Here is an 18,533-nt window from a genome sequence, read left to right on the forward strand (position 1 = left end):
CGCGAGACAGGGCCGCGCAGCTTGAGCTCAGCCATTGAAGTCCCTCCTCCTCTCCGGATATGTGCTTGGGCCGGCAGGCATGGGAGCCGCCAATGTGCCGCCATCGTCGAACAGGACGAGGCTGGCCGCGCCGACCAGTCCGGCGTGGCGGCCGAGCTGGGCCTGGACCACCGGCACGTCGCGATAGGCGCGCATGGCGCGCTGGCGGATGGTCGCCCCGATGACGGGTGCCATCAGGTCGAGGCCATTGGCGATGCCACCGCCGACGACCAGCACATCGGGCGAATAGAGATGCAACAGGTTGGTGAAGCCGACGCCCAGCCAGCGAGCTTCCTCCTCGAGCAGCGCCACAGCGAGGTCGTCCTGCAGCCGTGCCGCCTCGACCACGTGGCGGCCGGTCACCTCGGCGTTTGCCGAGAGGCGGCGCAGCGTCGAGCCGTCCAGGGGCGACGTCGCCGCGTTGGCGCGGCGGCCGAGCGCTGTACCCGAGGCAATGGCCTCGAAGCAGCCGACGACGCCGCACACGCAGCGCTCGCCTTCGTTGGTAATGGTCATGTGGCCGATCTCGGCGGCAAGGCCGCGGCGGCCGTGCAGGATGCGGCCGTCGGCAACGACACCGCCGCCGATCCCGGTCGAGACGGTGACGAAGACCAGCGAGCGACCGCCGTGGCCGGCGCCGAAACGCCATTCGCCGAGCGCTGCCGCATTGGCGTCGTTCTCCAGCCGTACCGGCAGGCCGAGCCGGCGCTCGAGTATGTCGGCCAGCGGCACGTCCTGCCAGCCGGCCAGCGTCGGCGGTCCGACCGCGATGCCGGCGAGCGGATCGAGCGGACCCGGCGCGCCGACGCCGACGCCTAGGATCGACAGTGCCGGCGCCTCGGCATGGATGGTCGCGGCCAGCGCCTCGATCTGGCCGATCACCACGTCGGGGCCGGCCTGCGCCTGCGTCGGCACCGCCGCGAAGGCCAGGATCTTGCCGTCACGGTCGACCAAAGCGGCACGAAGCTCCGTGCCGCCAAGATCGATCGCGAGGGCGGCTTCGATGTTCATGCCGCGACCTTCAAACCATGCAGCCAGCCGATGCGGCCGGCGAGATCCTTGTCGCCGAAAGCGAGCGAACCCAGAACCACCGTCTCGGCGCCGGCGGCGCGCAGCAACGGCACGGTTTCGTGGCGGATGCCGCCGTCGGCGGCGAGCACCACCGCCGCCTCGCGGCCGGCCTTTCGCAGGATGGCGCGGGCCTCACCCAGCCTGTCACAGGCTTTCTCCGACAGGCCCTGGCCCTTGACGCCGATCGCGGTGCCGAGAAGCGTTACGAAAGCGACCTCGGATACGAAAGGCGTCACCGCCTCGACCGGGGTCTCCAGCCTCAGCACGACGCCGGCCTCGGCGCCGAGTTCGCGCGCCAGCCGCACCGCGCGCAGGCCCGCCTCGCCGTTCTCGGCATGGACGCTGATCATGTCGGCGCCGGCCTCGATGAACTGACGCGTCTGTTCTTCGACGATTGCCCCATCGACCATCAGATGGACATGGATGGGCTTGGCCGTCAGCGTGGCAATGCGGGCGACGAGATCGGGGAAAAACAGGAAGGACGGAGCGAAATGGCCGTCCGCGACGTCGATGTGGTGCAGATCGACATAGGGCTCGATGCGCTTCAAGTCGCTCTCGAAATTGGCCAGATTGGCCGACCATGACGAGAATTCGGCGACCAGACGGTCGCGCGGCAATGCGGCGATGGCGGCCGGGCCTGACAAAGGTTTCGAGATCATGACTGGTCCTGGTTGTTGAAATTTCTATCGAGGAAGCCGCCGATGGCGGCACGGATTTCGGCGAAGTGGCGATCCTTGTCGGTGGCCTTCGGGCTCACCTCGGCGAAGGCTGCGTTCGGGATGGTTTGGGCGAGTTCGCGGGCAGTCGCCAGGGGATGGACGAGATCGATGCCGCTGCCGATAACGAGCGTGGGCATCGCAAGGCCGGCAGCTTCGGCCCGCGTCACGCCGGGTCCATCATTGGCGATCGCCTGCATCACCTCGGCAAAAACGGTTGCGTTTTCGCGCGCGAAGAAGCTGAGCAGCGAGGCGAGATTGTCCGGCGCCTCGTCGCGAAAGTGGGCAGCGGTCGCGGAGGAGGCGAAGGCCGCGCGCGCCTCAGCCAACGGAAGCCGCCGGATGAGTTCCGCCACTTCGACGTAAGGCTGCATATTCTGGGGGGCCACGTCGAAGGTCCAGGCGGGGCGCACCAGCACGAGACCAGAGACGCGATCCGGGTGGCGGGCCGCCAGGTGCAACGCAATCGCCGCTCCCATCGAGATGCCGCCCGCGACGAAACGCTCCATTCCGGCTGCGTCGGCCGCGTTCATTACATCATCGGCGAACATCGCGATCGAGAACGGACGCTTGCTGCCGGCACTGGCGCCGCCTTGCGCGCGGCATTCGACGGTCAGCCGCCGGCGCGAAGGGCTGTCGGGAAAGTTCAAAGCCACCTGCGCGGCATCGCCGCCGAGACCGTGCTGGAAGACGATGGGAAGGCCCTGCCCCGTATCGAAGACACGGAGCGCTGCATCGTCGCACAGCATGATCGTCGGCGCCGCGCCCATCAGAGCAACCCTCGCAGGAAGGCGGCGACGCCGGCAGCCTCGTCGGCGGACAAGCCGTGCGTGACGAGCGCGCCATCGAAACCCACGCCCTTCAGCCGCGCGACGAAATCCGGGAAGTCGACAACGCCTTGCCCTGCGGTGGCAAAGCGGCCGTCACCGTGCCGGTCCTTGGCATGCGCCATGGCGATGTGGCCGGCGGCTTCATCGATCGCGGCGGCGACGATGGTGCGCGCCTCGTCCGGCGTCGCGTGCTCGAACAGGTTTGCCGGGTCGAGCACGATCTTCAGGTGCTTCGAGCCCATCTCGGCGATCAGGCGCATCGCATCACTCGCCGAAGTGACTATGTTGGCCTGCTCGGGCTCGATGCCGAGATCCACGCCTGCGGTCTCGGCCAGCGCCAGCGCCTTTTCCATCTCGGCGGCCATGTCGGACCAGGCGGCCGGTGTGGCGTTGTCGGGATGATATGCCCACTGGTCGGCTGCATTGCGCGAGCCGGTGCAGAGCGTGACCAACGGGATGGCAAGGGCGGCGGCAGTGTCGATGACCACCCCCAAGCGCCTCAAGCCCTCGTCGCGGACCGTCCTGTCGGGATGCGCCATGTTGTAGGTGCCCGACAGCGCGGCGAGCGAAACGCCTGACGACCGCACGGCGGCGCGGATGGCAGCGACGGCATCCGCCGGCACCGCATCCGGCATCGACGGCAGGCCGGCGCAGGCGAGATTGAACTGCGTCGTCTCATATCCGGCCTGCTTGACCGCGGCCAGCACGACGGCCGGGTCGGTGCCGGGAAAAGTCTTGGCGAAGATGCCGAGGCGCATCAGACGGCACCCGAAACCGAGGCGAGCTCAACCCGTTCGCCTGATACAACAGAGCGGGCAATGGCCACCATGGTGCGGATCGAGGCGATGCCGTCCTCGACATTGGCGCCGCGCATCGGCGCGCCAGTGAGCACGGTGTCGGCAAGGCCTTCGAGCTGGCGGCGGAAGAAATGGCCGTCGGCGCCGAGCGGTTTGCGCGAGGTCGCGTCCTTCTCATGGAAGATGTCCACCTCGCTGGCGCGGAAGTACCAGGGGTTGAAGGTCTTGGCGATGACCGAGCCATTCTCGCCATAGAGCTGGAAGCCCTCGTGCCAATCCATGCGCACGGCGACGGTCAGATCGAGATGGCCGAGCGCGCCGCTGGCGAATTCAGTCTCGACAAACCAGCAATAGGCGCCGAAGCGCTCGTTGAGGCGGGCGCGCACGGCGACGATGTCGCCACAGAGGAAGCGGGCCGTGTCGACCAGATGCGATCCGTGCGCCAGCATAAAATATTGCCTGAGATCGGCCTTGGGATTTCCCGCCGGCTTTTTCGCCAGCTTGCTGGTGACGGGCAGCGGCTGCACGGCATCGGTGTTGGTGTAGCGGTGGGTGGAATCGCAATACCAGGCCTTCAGCGCCAGCACCTCGCCCATCTCGTCGCGGACGAAGTCGCGCGCGGCCTCCAGCGCCGGGTCGAAGCGCTTCATGTGGCCGACCTGCAGCACCTTGCCGGAGCGCCTGACCGCCGCCGCCAGCGCCTCGCCTTCCTCCACCGAGGTGCCGATCGGCTTTTCGCAGAGAACATGCTTGCCGGCATCGAGCGCCTTGATCGACATCGGCACGTGATAGGCATCCGACGTGGCGACGATCACCGCTTCCAGCTCCGGATCGGCGAGCATGGCGTCATAGTCGGCATACATCTTCTGCGGTTCGTAGGTGGCGCCCATGCGGGCGAGCAGATCGGGGGCCGCGTCGCAGATGGCGTAGAGGTCGGCATTGCCGGCCTTGACGCAGGATTCCAGATGCGCGAACTGCGCGATCGGTCCGCAGCCGAGCACGCCGACCCTGAGGCGTCTGTCCTGTTTCTTGATCATCGCTCAGGCCCCGTAGCCGCGCATGGTCTGGCGGTTGGTCTTGACCGCCGCGGCCGGATCGGCGGCGGCCGTGTCGGATTCTTCTTCCAGCACCAGCCAGCCGTTGAAGTGCGGCGCGGTACCGGCGATTTCGATGACTTGAGGTGTGTCGCAGACGCCTTCGCCCAGCATCGCCCAGGTGCCGCTGGCGTCGACGTCCTTCAGATGGATGTAGCGGATGCGGTCGCGGTAGGTGGTGAGCGTGTCGGCCATGTCCTTGTGGCCGCGCAGGATGTGACCGGTGTCCGGCACCCAGCCGACCAGGTCGGGATCGAGCAAGGCAAAAATCGCGTCGTAGTCGGCGCGGTCGAACAGCAGCGTGTTGTGGTGCGAACTCGGATGCACCGCCACCTGGACGCCAGCCTTGCGGCCGAGCTCGCCGGCCTTGTTGTACACCTCGGCGGCAATAGCGAATTTGCCGTCGCGCGGCCCGTCGGAGACGAGGGTCGCCGAGCCCATCGACACTAGCGCGCCAGGAAAGGCGGCGACGAAGTCGATCCAGCGTTTGGCGGTTTCGAGATCGGTGCCGATCTGATCCTTCAGCGTGAAGCCGCTGCGTGAGCCGAAGGCGAAGGAGACGAGCGTCAGCCCAGACGACTTCAGGGCAGCGGCGAACTCGGCCGGCTTGCCGGCATAGCGGCCGATCATGGTGTCGGTGATCTCGATGCCTGCATAGCCGCCATCGGCGATCGCCTTCAACAGATCGTCGGGACCGCCGGTAAACCGGTCTCCCAGCATTTCCCAGGTGAAGGTCTGGCAGCCGACTTTGAGGTCTTTCACGTTCATCCTTTCATTCCTTGATACCGCTTACTCTTGATGCCGCCCCGCGATGATGTGGCGCTAGAAGAACAACACGAGTAGCGGAGCGGTGATGACGGACGAGGCCGCGGCGATATCGCCTGCCAGCAGACAAGGTCCAATCATCGATTGCAATACGCGGGTCAGTTCTCCTGGGGATGGACATCCTACTTGACCGAGCCCGCGGTCATGCCGGCGAGGAAGTACCTCTGGGCAACGAGGTAGATGAGCAAGAGCGGCAGCGAGCCGAGCACGCTCATCGCCATCATCTGGTTCCATTCGAAGGCGTGCTGCCCCATCAACAGCTGGATGCCGATCGGGACCGTGCGCATGGACGTCGACTTGGTCAGCGTCAGGGCAAAGAGAAATTCGTTCCAGCACAACAGGAAAGTATAGACCGAGGTCGCCACGATACCGGGCAGCGAGATCGGGACGATCACGCGCCAGAGCGCCGTCCAACTGCTGCCGCCGTCGACGGCCACCGCTTCATCGAGATCGCGCGGCAAGGTGTTCAGATAGCCCGTCATCAAAAGGATGGCGTAGGGCAGCGTGAAAACGAGGTAAGTCAGGATCAGCGCGACATAGGTGTCGAAGATGCCGTACGAGACGACAAGCCCGAAGAAAGGGATCAAAAGTGTGATCGGCGGGATCGTCTGCGTGCTGATGATGATTGTATTCAGGCTGCCCTTGCCGCGGAAGTTGAAGCGGCTGAACCCATAGGCCGCCAGCAAGGCGATCAGCACCGTCAGCACGGTCACCGCTCCCGCCACGAAGTAGCTGTTGAAGAAGAAGCGCAGCTTTACCGGGTCGCCAAGGATGGCGGCATACGCTTCCAGCGTGAAAGCCTTCGGCAGGATGGTTGGCGGCAGGGCAAAGATTTCGGTGTTCGACTTGAACGAGCTGCTCAGCATCCAGTAGATCGGGAAGGCCGCGAAGAACAGCCCTGCCGCAAGAGCGACATGCAGCGCGACGGTGATCAGCTTGTCTTTGCCAGAGTTTCGTTTCCTCATGGTGACTACCGAGCCTTCTGATAACGGATATAGAACAGCGTCAGGCCAAGCGAGATCAGCAGGATGACCACGGCGCTCGCCGACGCTTGAGACAGGTTGTAGCTCGAGAACGCCAGCTTGTAGGTGTAGGTGCTGAGGACCTCGGTCGCGTAGATCGGACCGCCGCCCGTGGTTATCCAGATCAACGGGAAGACCTGCATGGTCCAGATGAAATCGAGCAGCGAGATGCTGATGATGATCGGCATCAGCTGCGGGATGGTGATGAAGATCAGCTTCTGGTAGGCCTTCGCCCCGTCGATATCGGCGGCCTCGTAGAAATCCTTGGGAATGCCTTGCAGGCCCGCGAGCAGGCTGACCATGAACAGCGGATAGCCCGCCCAGATATTGGCGAAGGTGACGGCGTGCAGCGCGGTCTGCGGCGAGGAAAACCACTCGACCTTGGAACCGATGATGCCGATCTGCATGAGAATGCTGTTCACCACGCCATTCGGCTCGAGCAGCAGGCGCCAGATCACGGCGATGATCACCGCGGTAAACAGCCAGGGCAAGATATAGAGCACGCGCAGAATGTTGCGCAGCGTCGGATTGATGCGGTCGCTGTTCAGCATGAGGGCGAAGATCATGCCGATGGTCATGTGGAAAATGACGCTCATGCATGTGAAGTAAAGCGTATGCCAAAGCGACGCCCAGAACACCGGGTCGTCGAAGATCGCCTGGTAGTGCTTCAGTCCGGCAAAGGATGGGTCACGACGCAGCACGGCGCTGTTCTGGAACGAATAGGCAATCACCGTCACCATCGGCAACAGCATCAGAAGGCCGATGATGATGAGCGAGGGCGACAGATAGAGGTAGGGTGCGACCGCTCGTTTCAGCTTGTGGTGGGAGCGCTTTTGCCGGGTCATGTGCCAACCTTGGGATACGCCTTCAAGAGAAGGTAAGCTTCAAAAACAGGTCCATCTCAAATTGCCGATCCGTTGTTGCCGGGTGGCCTGCCCGAAGCCGGGCCACCCGGTCGAAGATAGCAAAGGGGAACAGGCCGATCAGAATTTCGCCATCCAGCCCTTTTGCGCGGCAGCGGCCGCCTCTTCCGGTGTCTGCTCGCCGGCAAGCATCTTCTGGGCTTGCACGTCGAACTGGGTCATCAGGTCTTCGGCCACCGGCAGGCCCGTGAACTCGTTGGCGAGATAGCCGGTCTTGAAGATCTCGAAGGCCTTGCCGAAAGCCTTGTCGGACGTCACGAAGTCGGGTTTGGCGTTGACGTTGCCCGGGAAGGCGTTTGCAAGCGAGACCAGCTTGGCGTTCACCTTTTCGCTCATCAGATACTGGACGAGTTTCCAGGCCTCCTCCTGATGTTTCGAGGCGGCGGAGATGCCGATGCCCCAGGACGCATAGGGAAGGCCGCGCTTGCCGGTATAGTTTTCCACGACCGGGACCGGGATCAGGTCGAAGTTCAGCTTCGGATTGCGCTTGCGGATGAGGTTCACATGCGCGAGCGAGTCGATCATCATCCCGACGCGGTCGTTGACGAATTCCTCGACCTTTTCCTGCTCGGTCTTGGTGGCGATGCCGGGCGAGATGGTGCCGGCGTCATTGAGCGATTTGACGAAGGAGAGCATATCGACCACCGGCTTGCCCTCGAGGGCGGGCTTGCCGTCCGCCATCATCGACTGGCCCGAAGCCCAGACCCACGACATCAGATCGTTCTGGACTCCGCCGGGAGACTGCAGCGACAGCGGCAGCACCCAGCCATACTGGTTCTTGTTGGCGTCGGTCATCTTTTTGGCGGCGTCGAGAAATTCCGCGCGGGTCGACGGCAGCTTGGTCACGCCGGCCTTGGCGGCGAGGTCCAAATTGACGAAGACCGGATAGACGAAGGATGCCACGGGAAACATCACCGCCTTGCCGTCGACCTTGATGATGTCGGCGACCTGGCTCTTGTCGAACTTGCTCGCATCCATCATCGGGTTCATGTCGGCGAGCGCGTTCTGCGCATTCAAATTGTTCACCCAGGCACCGTCGAGACCGACAACGTCGCTGAGCGTTCCGGTCGCAGCACCAACCGAGATCTGGTCTCGCGTGGTCGCGTAGGGACCGCTGACCAGCGTCACCTTTACGCCGGGGTTTGCGGCCTCGAACTCATCCATGATTGACCTGAGCGAGCCAGCCGGCAATTCGGGCTCCCACCATTGGGTGAATTCCAGCGTCGTGTCCGCCAGGGCGCCGGTTGCGCCGAGCAACCATGCGGCCGCGGCTATTTTCAGCACCGCGGGTTTAATACGAAACGTCATTTTCTCCTCCTTCTTTGGGGATCGACCGCACAATGCGGACGACCGTCTGGTTATTCAGAAGTCTTCTTACGCAGGCGCCTCACCCTCACCTGCGGGCCTTGCCGCGGGTCTTCAGATCGCCAGATGCGTCTCGGGATCGAAGAAATGGAGCTTGGCGTCATCCAGGGCCAAGCGGATTTCCGAGCCGGCGCGGACCGTGCTGGCCGGTTCGAATCTCGCCACCGCGTTCGACGCCAGGCCGAAATCCTGCACCGCGTCCGGGTCGCCGGAGTCCACCCGGACCGCATCGATGTTGAGATGGACGATGTGTTCGGATCCGAGTTCTTCGATCGAGGTCACCTTTGCCGGTATCGTCTGATATTTGCGGCCCGATTCGAGGTTGCTGTCATAGAGATCCTCGGGTCGGATCCCGAACACGACCTTGCGCCCCGCATAGGACTTCAAGCCCGGCTTGCGGACGAAGGCCGCATCCTGCAAACGGATAGCCAAGGCGCCGGACGTCAGTTCGTCGCCCGTCAGGGTCGCCTCGAAAAGGTTCATCGAAGGAGACCCGATGAAGCCCGCAACGAAAGCGTTCACCGGCGATTCATAGAGCCTCTTGGGGGTGTCGACCTGCTGCAGCACGCCGCCTTTCAACACCGCGACCCTGTCCCCCATCGTCATCGCTTCGGTTTGATCGTGGGTCACGTATATGGTCGTTACGCCGAGCTGCTTTTGCAGGCTGGTGATTTCGGCGCGCATTTGCACGCGCAGTTTCGCGTCCAGATTGGAAAGCGGTTCGTCCATGAGAAAGGCGGCCGGCTCGCGCACCATGGCGCGACCCATCGCAACCCGTTGACGCTGTCCGCCCGAAAGGTTCGCGGGTTTGCTGTCCAGCAGAGACGTCAGTTGAAGGGTTTTGGCGATCTCGTCGACGCGCTTCTTGCGCTCGGCCTTCGGCTTGCCGGCCAGCCGCATCGAAAAGGCGATGTTTTCGAACACCGTCATATGCGGGTAGAGCGCGTAGCTCTGGAAGACCATCGCGATGTCGCGGTCCTTAGGCGGCATGTCGACGACGTCGATACCGCCGATCCGAAGGCTGCCGCTGGTGACGTCCTCCAATCCCGCGATCATCCGCAACGCGGTGGATTTGCCGCAGCCGGACGGCCCGACGAGAATCAAGAACTCGCCGTCCTCGACCGACAGATTCAACTGGTCGATTGCGTGAAAATTGTTCCCGTACGTCTTGCAGATATTCTCAAGAACGACTTCTGCCATCTTCCTCCCTCCACAAGTCCAAGCCACTGATTTTTATAATTATCCTCGGCTTGAGTTCACCTGCGAGATATTTCCTAGGATAGTTCGGGCTCTGTTGCGGTATCGAGCCGCGCATGCTTCAGTTCGGCTGCCGACGGCGCGTTCGTCGATGCCAGGAGTTCCGTCACCTGATCGTCGGTCGGAAGCGCCTCGCGCCCGCCCCGTCCCGTTATCGAAAGAGCCGCAGCAGCGGCCGCGAATGCGACCCGGCCCGCGGTGTCGGCGCCGCGCGTCAATGCAAGGGCGTAGGCGCCATGAAAGCAGTCGCCGGCGCCGGTCGAGTCGACGACTTCAACCCGGTGCGGAGGCAGGTGCCACAGCCCGGCTTCGTCGCGTCCGCGATAGTAGACGCCCCTGCCGCCATCCGTCAGAACCACGGCGGACCGCGACGGCAACCACAATGCATCGAGTATCTCGGCCGGCGATCGGCGGCCCGTGGCGGTCCGCGCAAAGCCGAGGGGAAGAATGAGATGGTCGCAGAGCGCGATCAGCCTTTCGGTGGCTGGGCCGCCGTTCCATTCGACGTCGCCGAGGATCGCAAGGCCGAGGTCGCGAGCCCGCGCCACGACATCCAGCGACCCGATCGCATAACTGTCGACGATCAGGACGGTCGCGCGGCTGAGGACCTCGTCCGGAAAGTCCGGTGCGGTGCCCAGCATCGCTTCGTCGTCATAGGCGATGAACCGGTCTCCATCCGAACCGACCGTGATCCGTGAGCGCACCGGGCGCGCATCGGCGTGGCGCGGCGCGAACGCGGTTTCAACGCCGCTCGCAACGAGATCGCACAGCACGGCGTCGTCCACGGCACTGCCAAGCCATCCGATGAACCCGGCGCTTCCGCCGAGCCGCGCGACGGCGGCAAGGGCCGTCGCGACATTTCCTCCGAAAGCCCGGGCACTTTGCAGAACCTTCCCCTTGCCCGCCGACAACGGCTGATCGACATAGACGATGTCGTCGATCGAGATCGCTCCGAAGCCGAGGATTGAGGGAACGGTGGGCATGGTTCAGGCACCCGCCTTGGCCAGGGCGTCCTGCGCCGAGAGCCCGTCATGGATGACGCCCCGGAAAGCGGTCGCCGCCTTCTGAGGATCGCCATGCCCCCAGAGATTGCGGCCGACCACGGCGCCGCGCGCGCCGGCACGGATGGCGTCCGCCGTCTGCTGAAGGGCGCCGAGCAGCGTATCGGTCTTCGGGCCGCCGGCGATGACAACCGGCACCGGGCAGGTCCGGACGGTCTCTCGAAACGACTCGAAATCGCCGGTGTAACCGATCTTGATCACGTCGACGCCGGACTCGTAGCCGATGCGCGCCGCATAGGCGATCTCGTCGGGGGTGAAGACGATCTTTGCCCCGTCGGTGAAATCGCGAGGGTAGATATGCGCCACAACAGGCATGCCATAACGGGCCGCCGCGTTCACCGAATCTGTCAGCCAGCGAATGTACTTGCCCTCGGTCGCGCCGCGCACCGGAATGGCAACGGCCAGCGCGTCGGCGCCAGCCCGCACCGCGTCCTCGGGCGTCGCAATCAGTTCGCTGATGCGATCGTCCGGGGTGAAGCAGCCGGCCTGGATGACCAGGGAAGCCTTGCCCGCGTATTGCGGCCACAGATGGCGCGCGGTGCCGGGCTGGATGCTGACGTAGTCGGGCTTACCTTCCATGACGCGAGCGAGCGCGCCCGGCAGGTCGGCAAGGCCGCCTTTGCGCACGTCGCCATAGCCGACGAAGTGGTCGACCGCGCCGCCAAAAAGGTTCCCCGATGGATGCGAGAAGAGGCGCGCAAGGCGCACCTTGGTTCCGAGACTCATGACTGCAAAATTCTCCAATCGGTTGATTTCAAAATCCCAAACGCAGTGTTTGCGAAAGAAATCACAAAATCAATCTTTCGAAAGCTTTCGAATTTGCGTATTTTGGGTGTGACGAACCGAGGCCATGGCGATCGCCTGGCGCGTGGAGGCAAGGACGGGGCAATGTTGTCAGAGCAGAGACGCCAAGCGATCCTGGGCGAGGTGCAACGCAGCGGACAGGTTCGCATCAAGGACCTGTCCGACGATTTCGGCGTGTCGGAAGTCACGGTGCGCTCCGACCTCGAGATACTGGACCGCAAGGGACTGCTGACCAAGACCCGTGGCGGCGCGGTGACCCGGACCACGGATTCGACCACGGCCGCGTTCGCGCGGCGCATGCAAACCAACATCGAGGCAAAGAAACGCATCGCCCGGGCGGCGGTGGAACTGTTCGAGGACAACCAGTCGGTCATCTTCGACGGCGGCTCGACGTTGATGCTGGTTGCCATGCAGTTACCGCCGCTCAGCAATGTCGTGGTCGCGGCCACGGCGATGAATATCGTGCAGCATCTGATGCATCGGCCCGGGCTCGACGTTCACATGATCGGTGGCCGGGTCTATCCAGACACGGTGAGCACGCTGATCACCGATGCCGACACGGCTCTCGGCGGCTTGGTGGCGCATCAGGTCTTTGTCGGAGCGCATGCGATCGACTCCTCATTGGATGTGGTCGACGTGAATGAAGACATGGCGCGAACGAAGCGAAACCTGGTGCGCATGGCCCGGCGCGTGGTTCTGCTTGCGGATTCGAGCAAATGGGGCGTCAGCGGAACCTCCAAGGCTTTTTCGCTGTCGGGCGTCGATGTGGTGATCACCGACGATGGCCTGTCCGGTCCGATACGCAGCCAGCTCGATAGGACCGTGGCCAAGGTGATCTATGCCTGAAACCGTCGCGATCCACGGCCGCGAGGCCGGGATTCAATGCGCGTCTGGCCCACCAGATTCGGGTCGGTGCCCGGCCGATTTTTGCCTGTCATCTTCTCCTCCCAAGCGCCGGCAGCCTCCCGACCCCGCCAGCATTTCCGCATGTTCTATAAAAATTTTACGCGCGTCAATATTTAAAATGTTGTATAGCGATTTCGAAAACGATCCGGCAGCGCGACGGATCTGGCAGAGCGTGACCGTATTGGGAGGCAGAACAGAAAATGCAGGCAAACTCACAGGCCAAACTCGGCATCGGCGTCATCGGATGCGGCAACATATCGATGACCTATCTGCGCAACGCCGCGCTGTTTGGCGGGGTCGAGCTTCGTGCCTGCGCCGACATCTCGGCCGAAATGGCGGCGCTGCGAGCCAAGGAATATGGCATCCGTGCCCTTGGCGTCGATGCGCTGCTGGCCGATCCCGAGATCGACCTCGTCCTCAACCTGACCATTCCGGCGGCGCATTTCGACATTTCGATTTCAGCCCTGTCGGCGGGAAAGCATGTCTTCACCGAAAAGCCGCTGGCGACGTCGGCCAATGACGGGCGCCGCCTGGTGGCGGAGGCGGCGAAGCGCGGCGTGCTGCTCGGCTCGGCCCCCGACACCTTCCTTGGTGCGGCCGGCCGCCGGGCGCGCCGTCTGATGGATGAGGGCGCGATCGGCCGCCCGGTCTGCGGCACCGCCTTCATGATGGGACGCGGCATGGAACACTGGCATCCCAACCCGCAATTCTACTACCAGCCTGGCGGCGGCCCGGTGTTCGACATGGGGCCCTACTACCTGACCATGCTGGTCAACCTGCTCGGTCCGGTAGCGCGCGTTATGGCGATGGCGACGAAGGGCCAGGAGAAACGTTTGATATCGGCCGAAGGGCCGTTCAAGAACACGACGTTCAAGGTGGGCACCCCGACCAATGTGCTGTCGCTGCTCGAATTCCGCTCCGGCGCCACCGTCACCTTCGGCGCATCGTGGGACGTCTTCAGGCATTCCAACCATCCGATCGAACTGCACGGCACGGAAGGCTCGCTGCGCCTGCCCGACCCGGACACGTTCGGCGGCACCGTCTCGCTGTCCGAACGCGGCGCGGAGTGGAAGGATTTCGCCAGCGAAGGCGAACTCTACGGCGCCCGCAACTGGCCTTACGCAGCGCCCGACCGCGCCAATTACCGCATGCTCGGCGTCGCCGATCTCGCACGTTCGCTGAAGGCAGGCGCGGCGCCGCGCGCGTCCGGCAATCTGGCGCTGCATGTGCTGGAGATCATGGAAGCGATCCTGCGGTCGGGCGAGACGAAAAGCTCGGTCGCCATTGCCGGTGACGTCGTCCAGCCGGCCCTGCTCAGCGAAGACGAGGCGCGCGGCCTGCTCGCCTGACCTCCAGCGGAGATCACGATGACACTTGATCCGGATGCACAGCGTGCCCTCGAAATCGGCCGGGCCGCCGGCGGCGAGCCGTTCGAGAATGGCAGCGTGGCGGCGGCGCGGGCAGCTTATATCGCTTCGTTCCCAACCCAGCAGGGCGACCGCGAGCCGGTCGCGGCAACCGAGCAACGGCAGATCGACGGGCCGAACGGCCCGGTGACGATCCGCATCCATCGCGGTATCGGCGCGGCGCGGATGGGGGCGCGCGCCGTGCTCTATCTGCATGGCGGCGGCTGGGTCATCGGCAATCTCGATTCACATGACGAGATCTGCCGCTGGCTGGCCAATCTCGGCAACGCGGTCGTCATCTGTCCCGACTACCGGCTGGCGCCGGAGCACAAGTTTCCCGCCGGGCTCGAGGACTGCGCGGCAGCGCTGCGCTTCATGGCTGGGAATGCCGGAGACCTCGGCATCGATCCAATCCGCATTGCCGTCGCCGGCGACAGTGCCGGCGGCAACCTTGCCGCCGTTCTGGCGCTGCTTGCCCGCGACGGACTGGCGCCGCCGCTTGCCGCCCAGATTCTGATCTATCCCAACACCGATGCCCGCCAGACGGCGGACAGCTACCGGCGTTTCGGCGACGGCTTCGGGCTCACCGCCGCCACCATGGCCTGGTTCCGCGACCGCTATGTGCGAACGCCTGACGACATCGCGGACTGGCGTGTTTCGCCGCTTCTGGCCTCCAGCCTTGCCGGCGCACCGTCGGCCTTCGTCGCGATCGCCGGCCACGACATCCTTGCCGACGAAGGCACGGCCTATGCCGAGCGCCTGCGCGCCGACGGAGTGCCGCTGGTGTTGCGGCACTGGCCGGGCCAGATCCATGGCTTCGTCTCCATGGGCCGCCACATCCTGGCCGCGCGGCAAGCGGTGAGCGAGGCGGCGGCCTGGCTTCAACTGCAGACGCGTGCTCAGGCCGACTGACGCATCACCAGGGTCGCGCCGAGCTTGACGTTGCGCGCCATGTCGTGGCCGGGCGGATCGGCCTCGTCCAACAACGCCAGCAGGATCTCGACGCTGCGGCCAGCCATGGCAGCGAAGTCCTGCGCCATGGTGGTCAGCGCGGGACAGGTGTAGCGGCTCAGCGGATGATCATCGTGGGCGGCGACGCGAAAATCGCAATCGGCGCGGCGGCCGATCTTCAGCCCGCGCGAAAAGGCGGCCGACATGACGCCGAAGGCGAGACGGTCATTGGCGCAGAGCAGCGTGCGGGCCGGCAGGCCGCCTTTCTCGAGCGTCCTGTCCATCCATTCGTGACCGATGCGCTCGAAGTCCCAGCTGTAGTCGCCCGCCGCCTTGAGAACGGTGGGCTCCAGGCCTGCGGCGTGCATCGTGTCGACATAGCTCTGCAGACGTTCGCCCGAATTGTGGTTGACATGCGGAATGTCGACATAGACCGGCGGTTCGCCGGACCGGCAGAGATAATCGACGATCGTCGAGGTGCTCTGGTGGTTGTCATTGCCGACGAACGGCGTGTCGCCTTCGATGTAAGTGTCGAAATAGACGATCGGGATGTCCTCGCTCATCCGCTCGAAGACGCCAGGTTCGGAGACCCGTCCCAAAGGAGCGACGATGGCGCCGGCAACCTTCAGCGACATCAGCGTCCTGACCGATTCCGCCTCCAGCTTCGGCGAACCGTGCGAGGAAATGACGATCGGCCAAAACCCTTCGTCGCGGCAGCGCAGTTCGATGCGGCTGACCATCTCGGCGTAGAACGGATCGGTGATCGTCGGCACGACGATGCCGACATTGCGGGTGCGCTTGCGGTTGAGATTGCGGGCGAAAACATTCGGCTGATAGTCCGAGGAACGAAGTGCGGCCTCGATGCGCGCCCGTGTCGCCGGCTTCACGCTGGCCGGATCGTCGAAATACTTCGACAGGGTCGGCCGCGACACGCCGGACGCCCTGGCGAAATCATCCATCGTCCGGTGGGTCTTCTCCGCCATCTATATTTAGCCCTTTACCTCAAAGCCGCCCTTCGCGCTCTGGCCAGAATCAGCCTTGCGACCGTCGCGATGAGGCAGCATTGCTTGACCGAACTTATTCAGTCAAATTTCCACGTTTCCAGTACAACGCAAAAGTATTGCGCACGTCAAATTATTTATTGACGCTCTGAAAACAACAACTTAGGTTTTGAACTCGCACGGACATGGGGGGAGCGTACGGCAACCAGAGTCCGGCAGATGGTGAGGACATGAAGAAACTGGTTTGCGCCGGCGAGCTCCTGGTCGAGATCATGGCCGAGCGGATCGGCCAGAGTTTTCGCACCGCCGGCCCGCTGGTCGGCCCGTTTCCGTCAGGCGCTCCCGCCATCTTCATCGACCAGGCGGCGCGGCTCGGTCAGCCGGCGGGGCTGATCGCGGCAGTGGGCGACGACGATTTCGGCCATTTGAACATAGAGCGCCTGCGCGCCGACGGCGCCGACATCTCGGCCATCACCGTCCATCGAGGTGCCGCGACCGGAACCGCCTTCGTCACCTATGAGACCGATGGCAGCCGGCACTTCGTCTACAACATCAAACAGAGTGCCGCCGGACTGATCGAGATCGGTGCGGAAGCGCGCGCGCTGCTCTCTGGCGCCGACCATTTTCACGTCATGGGAACATCGCTGTTCTCGCCCGAGGTGATCGAGGTTGTCCGCGACGGGATCGAAGCCGTCAAGACGCGCGCCGGAACGGTTTCCTTTGACCCCAACATCCGCAAGGAGATGCTCGATCTGCCGGGCATGCGCGACGCCTTGCATTTCGTGCTCTCCAAGACTGATGTTTTTCTGCCGAGCGGGCCGGAACTCTTCACCTTCGCCGAGGCAACCGACGAGGAGAGCGCGGCGCGCGAAATGCTGGACCGCGGCATCTCCGCCGTGGTCGTCAAGAAGGGCGCGCAGGGCGCCGTTCACTACGACCGGTCGGGGCGCATCGCTTCACCCGGCTTCGTCGTCGAGGAAATCGACCCGACCGGCGCCGGAGATTGTTTTGCGGCGGCCTTCGTCTCCTTCTGGCTGCGTGGAGAAGCACCTAGGAGGGCGCTCGAGATCGCCAATGGCTGCGGCGCGCTGGCGGTGACGAAAAAGGGCCCGATGGAAGGCATCGCCTCGCTGGCCACTGTCGAGGCGTTCGTCGCGACCGCCAGGACCGGAGCACCGGCATGAGCCAGGCGACCGACAGGCTGGCCGCCATAGCAAAGCGTCGTACGGCCGGCGAGCGCGCCGGCATTGCCTCGATCTGCTCGGCCCATCCGTTGGTCATCGAAGCGGCGCTGCGCCACGGCAAGGCGCGCGGCGCCGATGTGCTGATCGAGGCCACCTGCAACCAGGTCAACCACGAAGGCGGCTATACTGGCATGACGCCGGGCGATTTCCGCCGCTTCGTCGAGACGATCGCCGGCAAGGCCGGGTTTCCCCTGGACAGGCTTGTGCTCGGCGGCGACCATCTCGGCCCCAATCCCTGGAAGCACCTGCCGGCGCCCGAGGCGATGGAAAAGGCAGCGCGCATGGTGGACGCCTATGCCGAGGCCGGCTTCACCAAGATCCACCTGGACGCCAGCATGGGCTGTGCCGGCGAAGGTGCCGCACCACCCGACGCGACGATCGCCGCGCGCGCCGCCGAACTGGCCGAGGTGGCGGAGGCCGCGGTTGAACGAACAGCCGGCGCCAAGCCTGTCTATGTGATCGGCACGGAAGTGCCGGTGCCGGGCGGTGCCCTGGAAGCGATGGACCATCTGGCTGTGACGACACCGGAAGCGGCTGGCGAGACGGTGCGCATCCACCAGCAGGCCTTCCACCAGCGTGGCCTCGACCATGCCTTCTCGCGGGCGATTGGCGTCGTCGTCCAGCCCGGCGTCGAATTCGGCAATGCCGAGGTCATCACCTACCGGCCCGAACGCGCCCGGGCGCTGGCCGGCACGCTGCGGGACCTGCCGCAATTCGTCTTCGAGGCGCATTCGACCGACTACCAGCCGGTCGCGGCCCTGACGGCACTTGTCGACGATGGCTTCGCCATCCTGAAAGTCGGACCTTGGCTGACCTTCGCGCTGCGCGAAGCGCTCTACGGTTTGAGCCACATCGCCGACATTCTTGCTCCCGACCCGGCTCGGGAAAGCCTGCCGGCGGCGATGGAGCGCGTCATGCTGGAGGCGCCCGGCAACTGGAAGAATTACTATCACGGCAGCGAAGCCGAGCAGCGGAGCGAGCGGCATTTTTCCTACAGTGACCGTATCCGCTACTACTGGCCGGCGCAGGCGGCGCGGCAGGCAGTGGACGCGCTGATGCAGGCGCTGGGCGAGCGCGACATCCCCTCGCCGCTGATCAGCCAGTATCTCGGCCGCCTCGACGGCGCGGTAGCGAGCGGATCCGTCGCCCCAAAGGCCAGGGAACTCCTGATCGCAGCCGTGACGGATGTTCTCGACATCTACGCCAGCGCAACCGGCTGAT

Annotated in this window: 18 protein-coding genes; 5 read left to right on the forward strand and 13 right to left on the reverse strand. The window is 64.4% G+C overall.

What is annotated here, in order from left to right; translation table 11 throughout:
• Positions 1-27: 27 nt before the first annotated feature.
• The 12 genes from EN845_RS13485 to EN845_RS13540 all read right to left on the reverse strand — a co-directional run bounded on the left by EN845_RS13485 (position 28) and on the right by EN845_RS13540 (position 11,726).
• Positions 28-1,050 (reverse strand): ROK family protein, encoded by a 1,023-nt coding sequence (locus EN845_RS13485; protein WP_127870603.1) that lies wholly within the window; start codon positions 1,048-1,050, stop codon positions 28-30.
• Positions 1,047-1,769, reverse strand: coding sequence for a ribulose-phosphate 3-epimerase (locus tag EN845_RS13490; protein ID WP_127281284.1), 723 nt, complete (start codon positions 1,767-1,769; stop codon positions 1,047-1,049). Before EN845_RS13490 ends, EN845_RS13485 begins: the two co-directional genes overlap by 4 nt.
• A complete protein-coding gene (locus EN845_RS13495; protein WP_127870602.1) occupies positions 1,766-2,596 on the reverse strand; it encodes an alpha/beta hydrolase in 831 nt (276 codons plus the stop codon). The genes EN845_RS13490 and EN845_RS13495 overlap by 4 nt, the downstream gene beginning before the upstream one ends.
• On the reverse strand, positions 2,596-3,414 hold the full coding sequence (locus EN845_RS13500) for a sugar phosphate isomerase/epimerase (protein WP_127870601.1): 819 nt from the start codon (positions 3,412-3,414) through the stop codon (positions 2,596-2,598). The genes EN845_RS13495 and EN845_RS13500 overlap by 1 nt, the downstream gene beginning before the upstream one ends.
• Positions 3,414-4,490, reverse strand: coding sequence for a Gfo/Idh/MocA family oxidoreductase (locus tag EN845_RS13505; protein ID WP_127870600.1), 1,077 nt, complete (start codon positions 4,488-4,490; stop codon positions 3,414-3,416). Before EN845_RS13505 ends, EN845_RS13500 begins: the two co-directional genes overlap by 1 nt.
• Before the next feature lie 3 nt (positions 4,491-4,493).
• A complete protein-coding gene (locus EN845_RS13510; protein WP_127870599.1) occupies positions 4,494-5,315 on the reverse strand; it encodes a sugar phosphate isomerase/epimerase in 822 nt (273 codons plus the stop codon).
• 179 nt (positions 5,316-5,494) lie between these two features.
• On the reverse strand, positions 5,495-6,337 hold the full coding sequence (locus tag EN845_RS13515; protein WP_127870598.1) for a carbohydrate ABC transporter permease: 843 nt from the start codon (positions 6,335-6,337) through the stop codon (positions 5,495-5,497).
• 5 nt (positions 6,338-6,342) lie between these two features.
• The gene (locus tag EN845_RS13520; RefSeq protein WP_127870597.1) at positions 6,343-7,239 is read right to left on the reverse strand and encodes a sugar ABC transporter permease; all 897 of its coding nucleotides are present in this window, start codon (positions 7,237-7,239) and stop codon (positions 6,343-6,345) included.
• 138 nt (positions 7,240-7,377) lie between these two features.
• Positions 7,378-8,625: a sugar ABC transporter substrate-binding protein gene (locus EN845_RS13525; protein ID WP_127870596.1), complete on the reverse strand. Its 1,248-nt coding sequence runs from the start codon at positions 8,623-8,625 to the stop codon at positions 7,378-7,380.
• A gap of 111 nt (positions 8,626-8,736) precedes the next feature.
• Positions 8,737-9,882: an ABC transporter ATP-binding protein gene (locus tag EN845_RS13530; RefSeq protein ID WP_127870595.1), complete on the reverse strand. Its 1,146-nt coding sequence runs from the start codon at positions 9,880-9,882 to the stop codon at positions 8,737-8,739.
• A 74-nt stretch (positions 9,883-9,956) separates the two neighbouring features.
• Complete coding sequence (locus EN845_RS13535; protein ID WP_127870594.1) at positions 9,957-10,922, reverse strand: PfkB family carbohydrate kinase; 966 nt, start codon at positions 10,920-10,922, stop codon at positions 9,957-9,959.
• Positions 10,923-10,925: 3 nt separating this feature from the next.
• Positions 10,926-11,726 carry a class I fructose-bisphosphate aldolase gene (locus EN845_RS13540; protein ID WP_127870593.1) on the reverse strand — a complete coding sequence of 267 codons (801 nt, stop codon included), beginning with the start codon at positions 11,724-11,726 and terminating at the stop codon, positions 10,926-10,928.
• Positions 11,727-11,888: 162 nt separating this feature from the next.
• On the opposite strand from EN845_RS13540, the gene EN845_RS13545 reads away from it, so the two are divergent.
• From EN845_RS13545 to EN845_RS13555, 3 genes are all read left to right on the forward strand, one after another.
• The gene (locus tag EN845_RS13545) at positions 11,889-12,650 is read left to right on the forward strand and encodes a DeoR/GlpR family DNA-binding transcription regulator (protein ID WP_127870668.1); all 762 of its coding nucleotides are present in this window, start codon (positions 11,889-11,891) and stop codon (positions 12,648-12,650) included.
• A gap of 260 nt (positions 12,651-12,910) precedes the next feature.
• Complete coding sequence (locus EN845_RS13550) at positions 12,911-14,059, forward strand: Gfo/Idh/MocA family oxidoreductase (RefSeq protein ID WP_127870592.1); 1,149 nt, start codon at positions 12,911-12,913, stop codon at positions 14,057-14,059.
• 18 nt (positions 14,060-14,077) lie between these two features.
• A complete protein-coding gene (locus EN845_RS13555; RefSeq protein WP_127870591.1) occupies positions 14,078-15,028 on the forward strand; it encodes an alpha/beta hydrolase in 951 nt (316 codons plus the stop codon).
• On the opposite strand, the gene EN845_RS13560 is transcribed toward EN845_RS13555, so the two are convergent.
• Positions 15,016-16,050, reverse strand: a complete 1,035-nt coding sequence (locus EN845_RS13560) for a LacI family DNA-binding transcriptional regulator (RefSeq protein ID WP_127870590.1) — start codon at positions 16,048-16,050, stop codon at positions 15,016-15,018. The genes EN845_RS13555 and EN845_RS13560 overlap by 13 nt on opposite strands.
• A 248-nt stretch (positions 16,051-16,298) precedes the next feature.
• On the opposite strand from EN845_RS13560, the gene EN845_RS13565 reads away from it, so the two are divergent.
• Both EN845_RS13565 and EN845_RS13570 read left to right on the forward strand, forming a co-directional pair.
• Positions 16,299-17,252, forward strand: a complete 954-nt coding sequence (locus tag EN845_RS13565) for a sugar kinase (protein WP_127870589.1) — start codon at positions 16,299-16,301, stop codon at positions 17,250-17,252.
• On the forward strand, positions 17,249-18,532 hold the full coding sequence (locus EN845_RS13570) for a D-tagatose-bisphosphate aldolase, class II, non-catalytic subunit (protein WP_127870588.1): 1,284 nt from the start codon (positions 17,249-17,251) through the stop codon (positions 18,530-18,532). Before EN845_RS13565 ends, EN845_RS13570 begins: the two co-directional genes overlap by 4 nt.
• The last annotated feature ends 1 nt before the right edge of the window (position 18,533 follow it).

Origin of the sequence: Mesorhizobium sp. M8A.F.Ca.ET.202.01.1.1 (assembly GCF_004791595.1) — a bacterium.
Classification (GTDB): Bacteria; Pseudomonadota; Alphaproteobacteria; order Rhizobiales; family Rhizobiaceae; genus Mesorhizobium.

Excerpts from the sequence above, each read along its gene's own strand:
- EN845_RS13485 (WP_127870603.1), bottom strand. The coding sequence starts at position 1,050 with ATGAACATCGAAGCCGCCCTCGCGATCGATCTTGGCGGCACGGAGCTT.
- EN845_RS13490 (WP_127281284.1), bottom strand. The coding sequence starts at position 1,769 with ATGATCTCGAAACCTTTGTCAGGCCCGGCCGCCATCGCCGCATTGCCG.
- EN845_RS13495 (WP_127870602.1), bottom strand. The coding sequence starts at position 2,596 with ATGGGCGCGGCGCCGACGATCATGCTGTGCGACGATGCAGCGCTCCGT.
- EN845_RS13500 (WP_127870601.1), bottom strand. The coding sequence starts at position 3,414 with ATGCGCCTCGGCATCTTCGCCAAGACTTTTCCCGGCACCGACCCGGCC.
- EN845_RS13505 (WP_127870600.1), bottom strand. The coding sequence starts at position 4,490 with ATGATCAAGAAACAGGACAGACGCCTCAGGGTCGGCGTGCTCGGCTGC.
- EN845_RS13510 (WP_127870599.1), bottom strand. The coding sequence starts at position 5,315 with ATGAACGTGAAAGACCTCAAAGTCGGCTGCCAGACCTTCACCTGGGAA.
- EN845_RS13515 (WP_127870598.1), bottom strand. The coding sequence starts at position 6,337 with ATGAGGAAACGAAACTCTGGCAAAGACAAGCTGATCACCGTCGCGCTG.
- EN845_RS13520 (WP_127870597.1), bottom strand. The coding sequence starts at position 7,239 with ATGACCCGGCAAAAGCGCTCCCACCACAAGCTGAAACGAGCGGTCGCA.
- EN845_RS13525 (WP_127870596.1), bottom strand. The coding sequence starts at position 8,625 with ATGACGTTTCGTATTAAACCCGCGGTGCTGAAAATAGCCGCGGCCGCA.
- EN845_RS13530 (WP_127870595.1), bottom strand. The coding sequence starts at position 9,882 with ATGGCAGAAGTCGTTCTTGAGAATATCTGCAAGACGTACGGGAACAAT.
- EN845_RS13535 (WP_127870594.1), bottom strand. The coding sequence starts at position 10,922 with ATGCCCACCGTTCCCTCAATCCTCGGCTTCGGAGCGATCTCGATCGAC.
- EN845_RS13540 (WP_127870593.1), bottom strand. The coding sequence starts at position 11,726 with ATGAGTCTCGGAACCAAGGTGCGCCTTGCGCGCCTCTTCTCGCATCCA.
- EN845_RS13545 (WP_127870668.1), top strand. The coding sequence starts at position 11,889 with ATGTTGTCAGAGCAGAGACGCCAAGCGATCCTGGGCGAGGTGCAACGC.
- EN845_RS13550 (WP_127870592.1), top strand. The coding sequence starts at position 12,911 with ATGCAGGCAAACTCACAGGCCAAACTCGGCATCGGCGTCATCGGATGC.
- EN845_RS13555 (WP_127870591.1), top strand. The coding sequence starts at position 14,078 with ATGACACTTGATCCGGATGCACAGCGTGCCCTCGAAATCGGCCGGGCC.
- EN845_RS13560 (WP_127870590.1), bottom strand. The coding sequence starts at position 16,050 with ATGGCGGAGAAGACCCACCGGACGATGGATGATTTCGCCAGGGCGTCC.
- EN845_RS13565 (WP_127870589.1), top strand. The coding sequence starts at position 16,299 with ATGAAGAAACTGGTTTGCGCCGGCGAGCTCCTGGTCGAGATCATGGCC.
- EN845_RS13570 (WP_127870588.1), top strand. The coding sequence starts at position 17,249 with ATGAGCCAGGCGACCGACAGGCTGGCCGCCATAGCAAAGCGTCGTACG.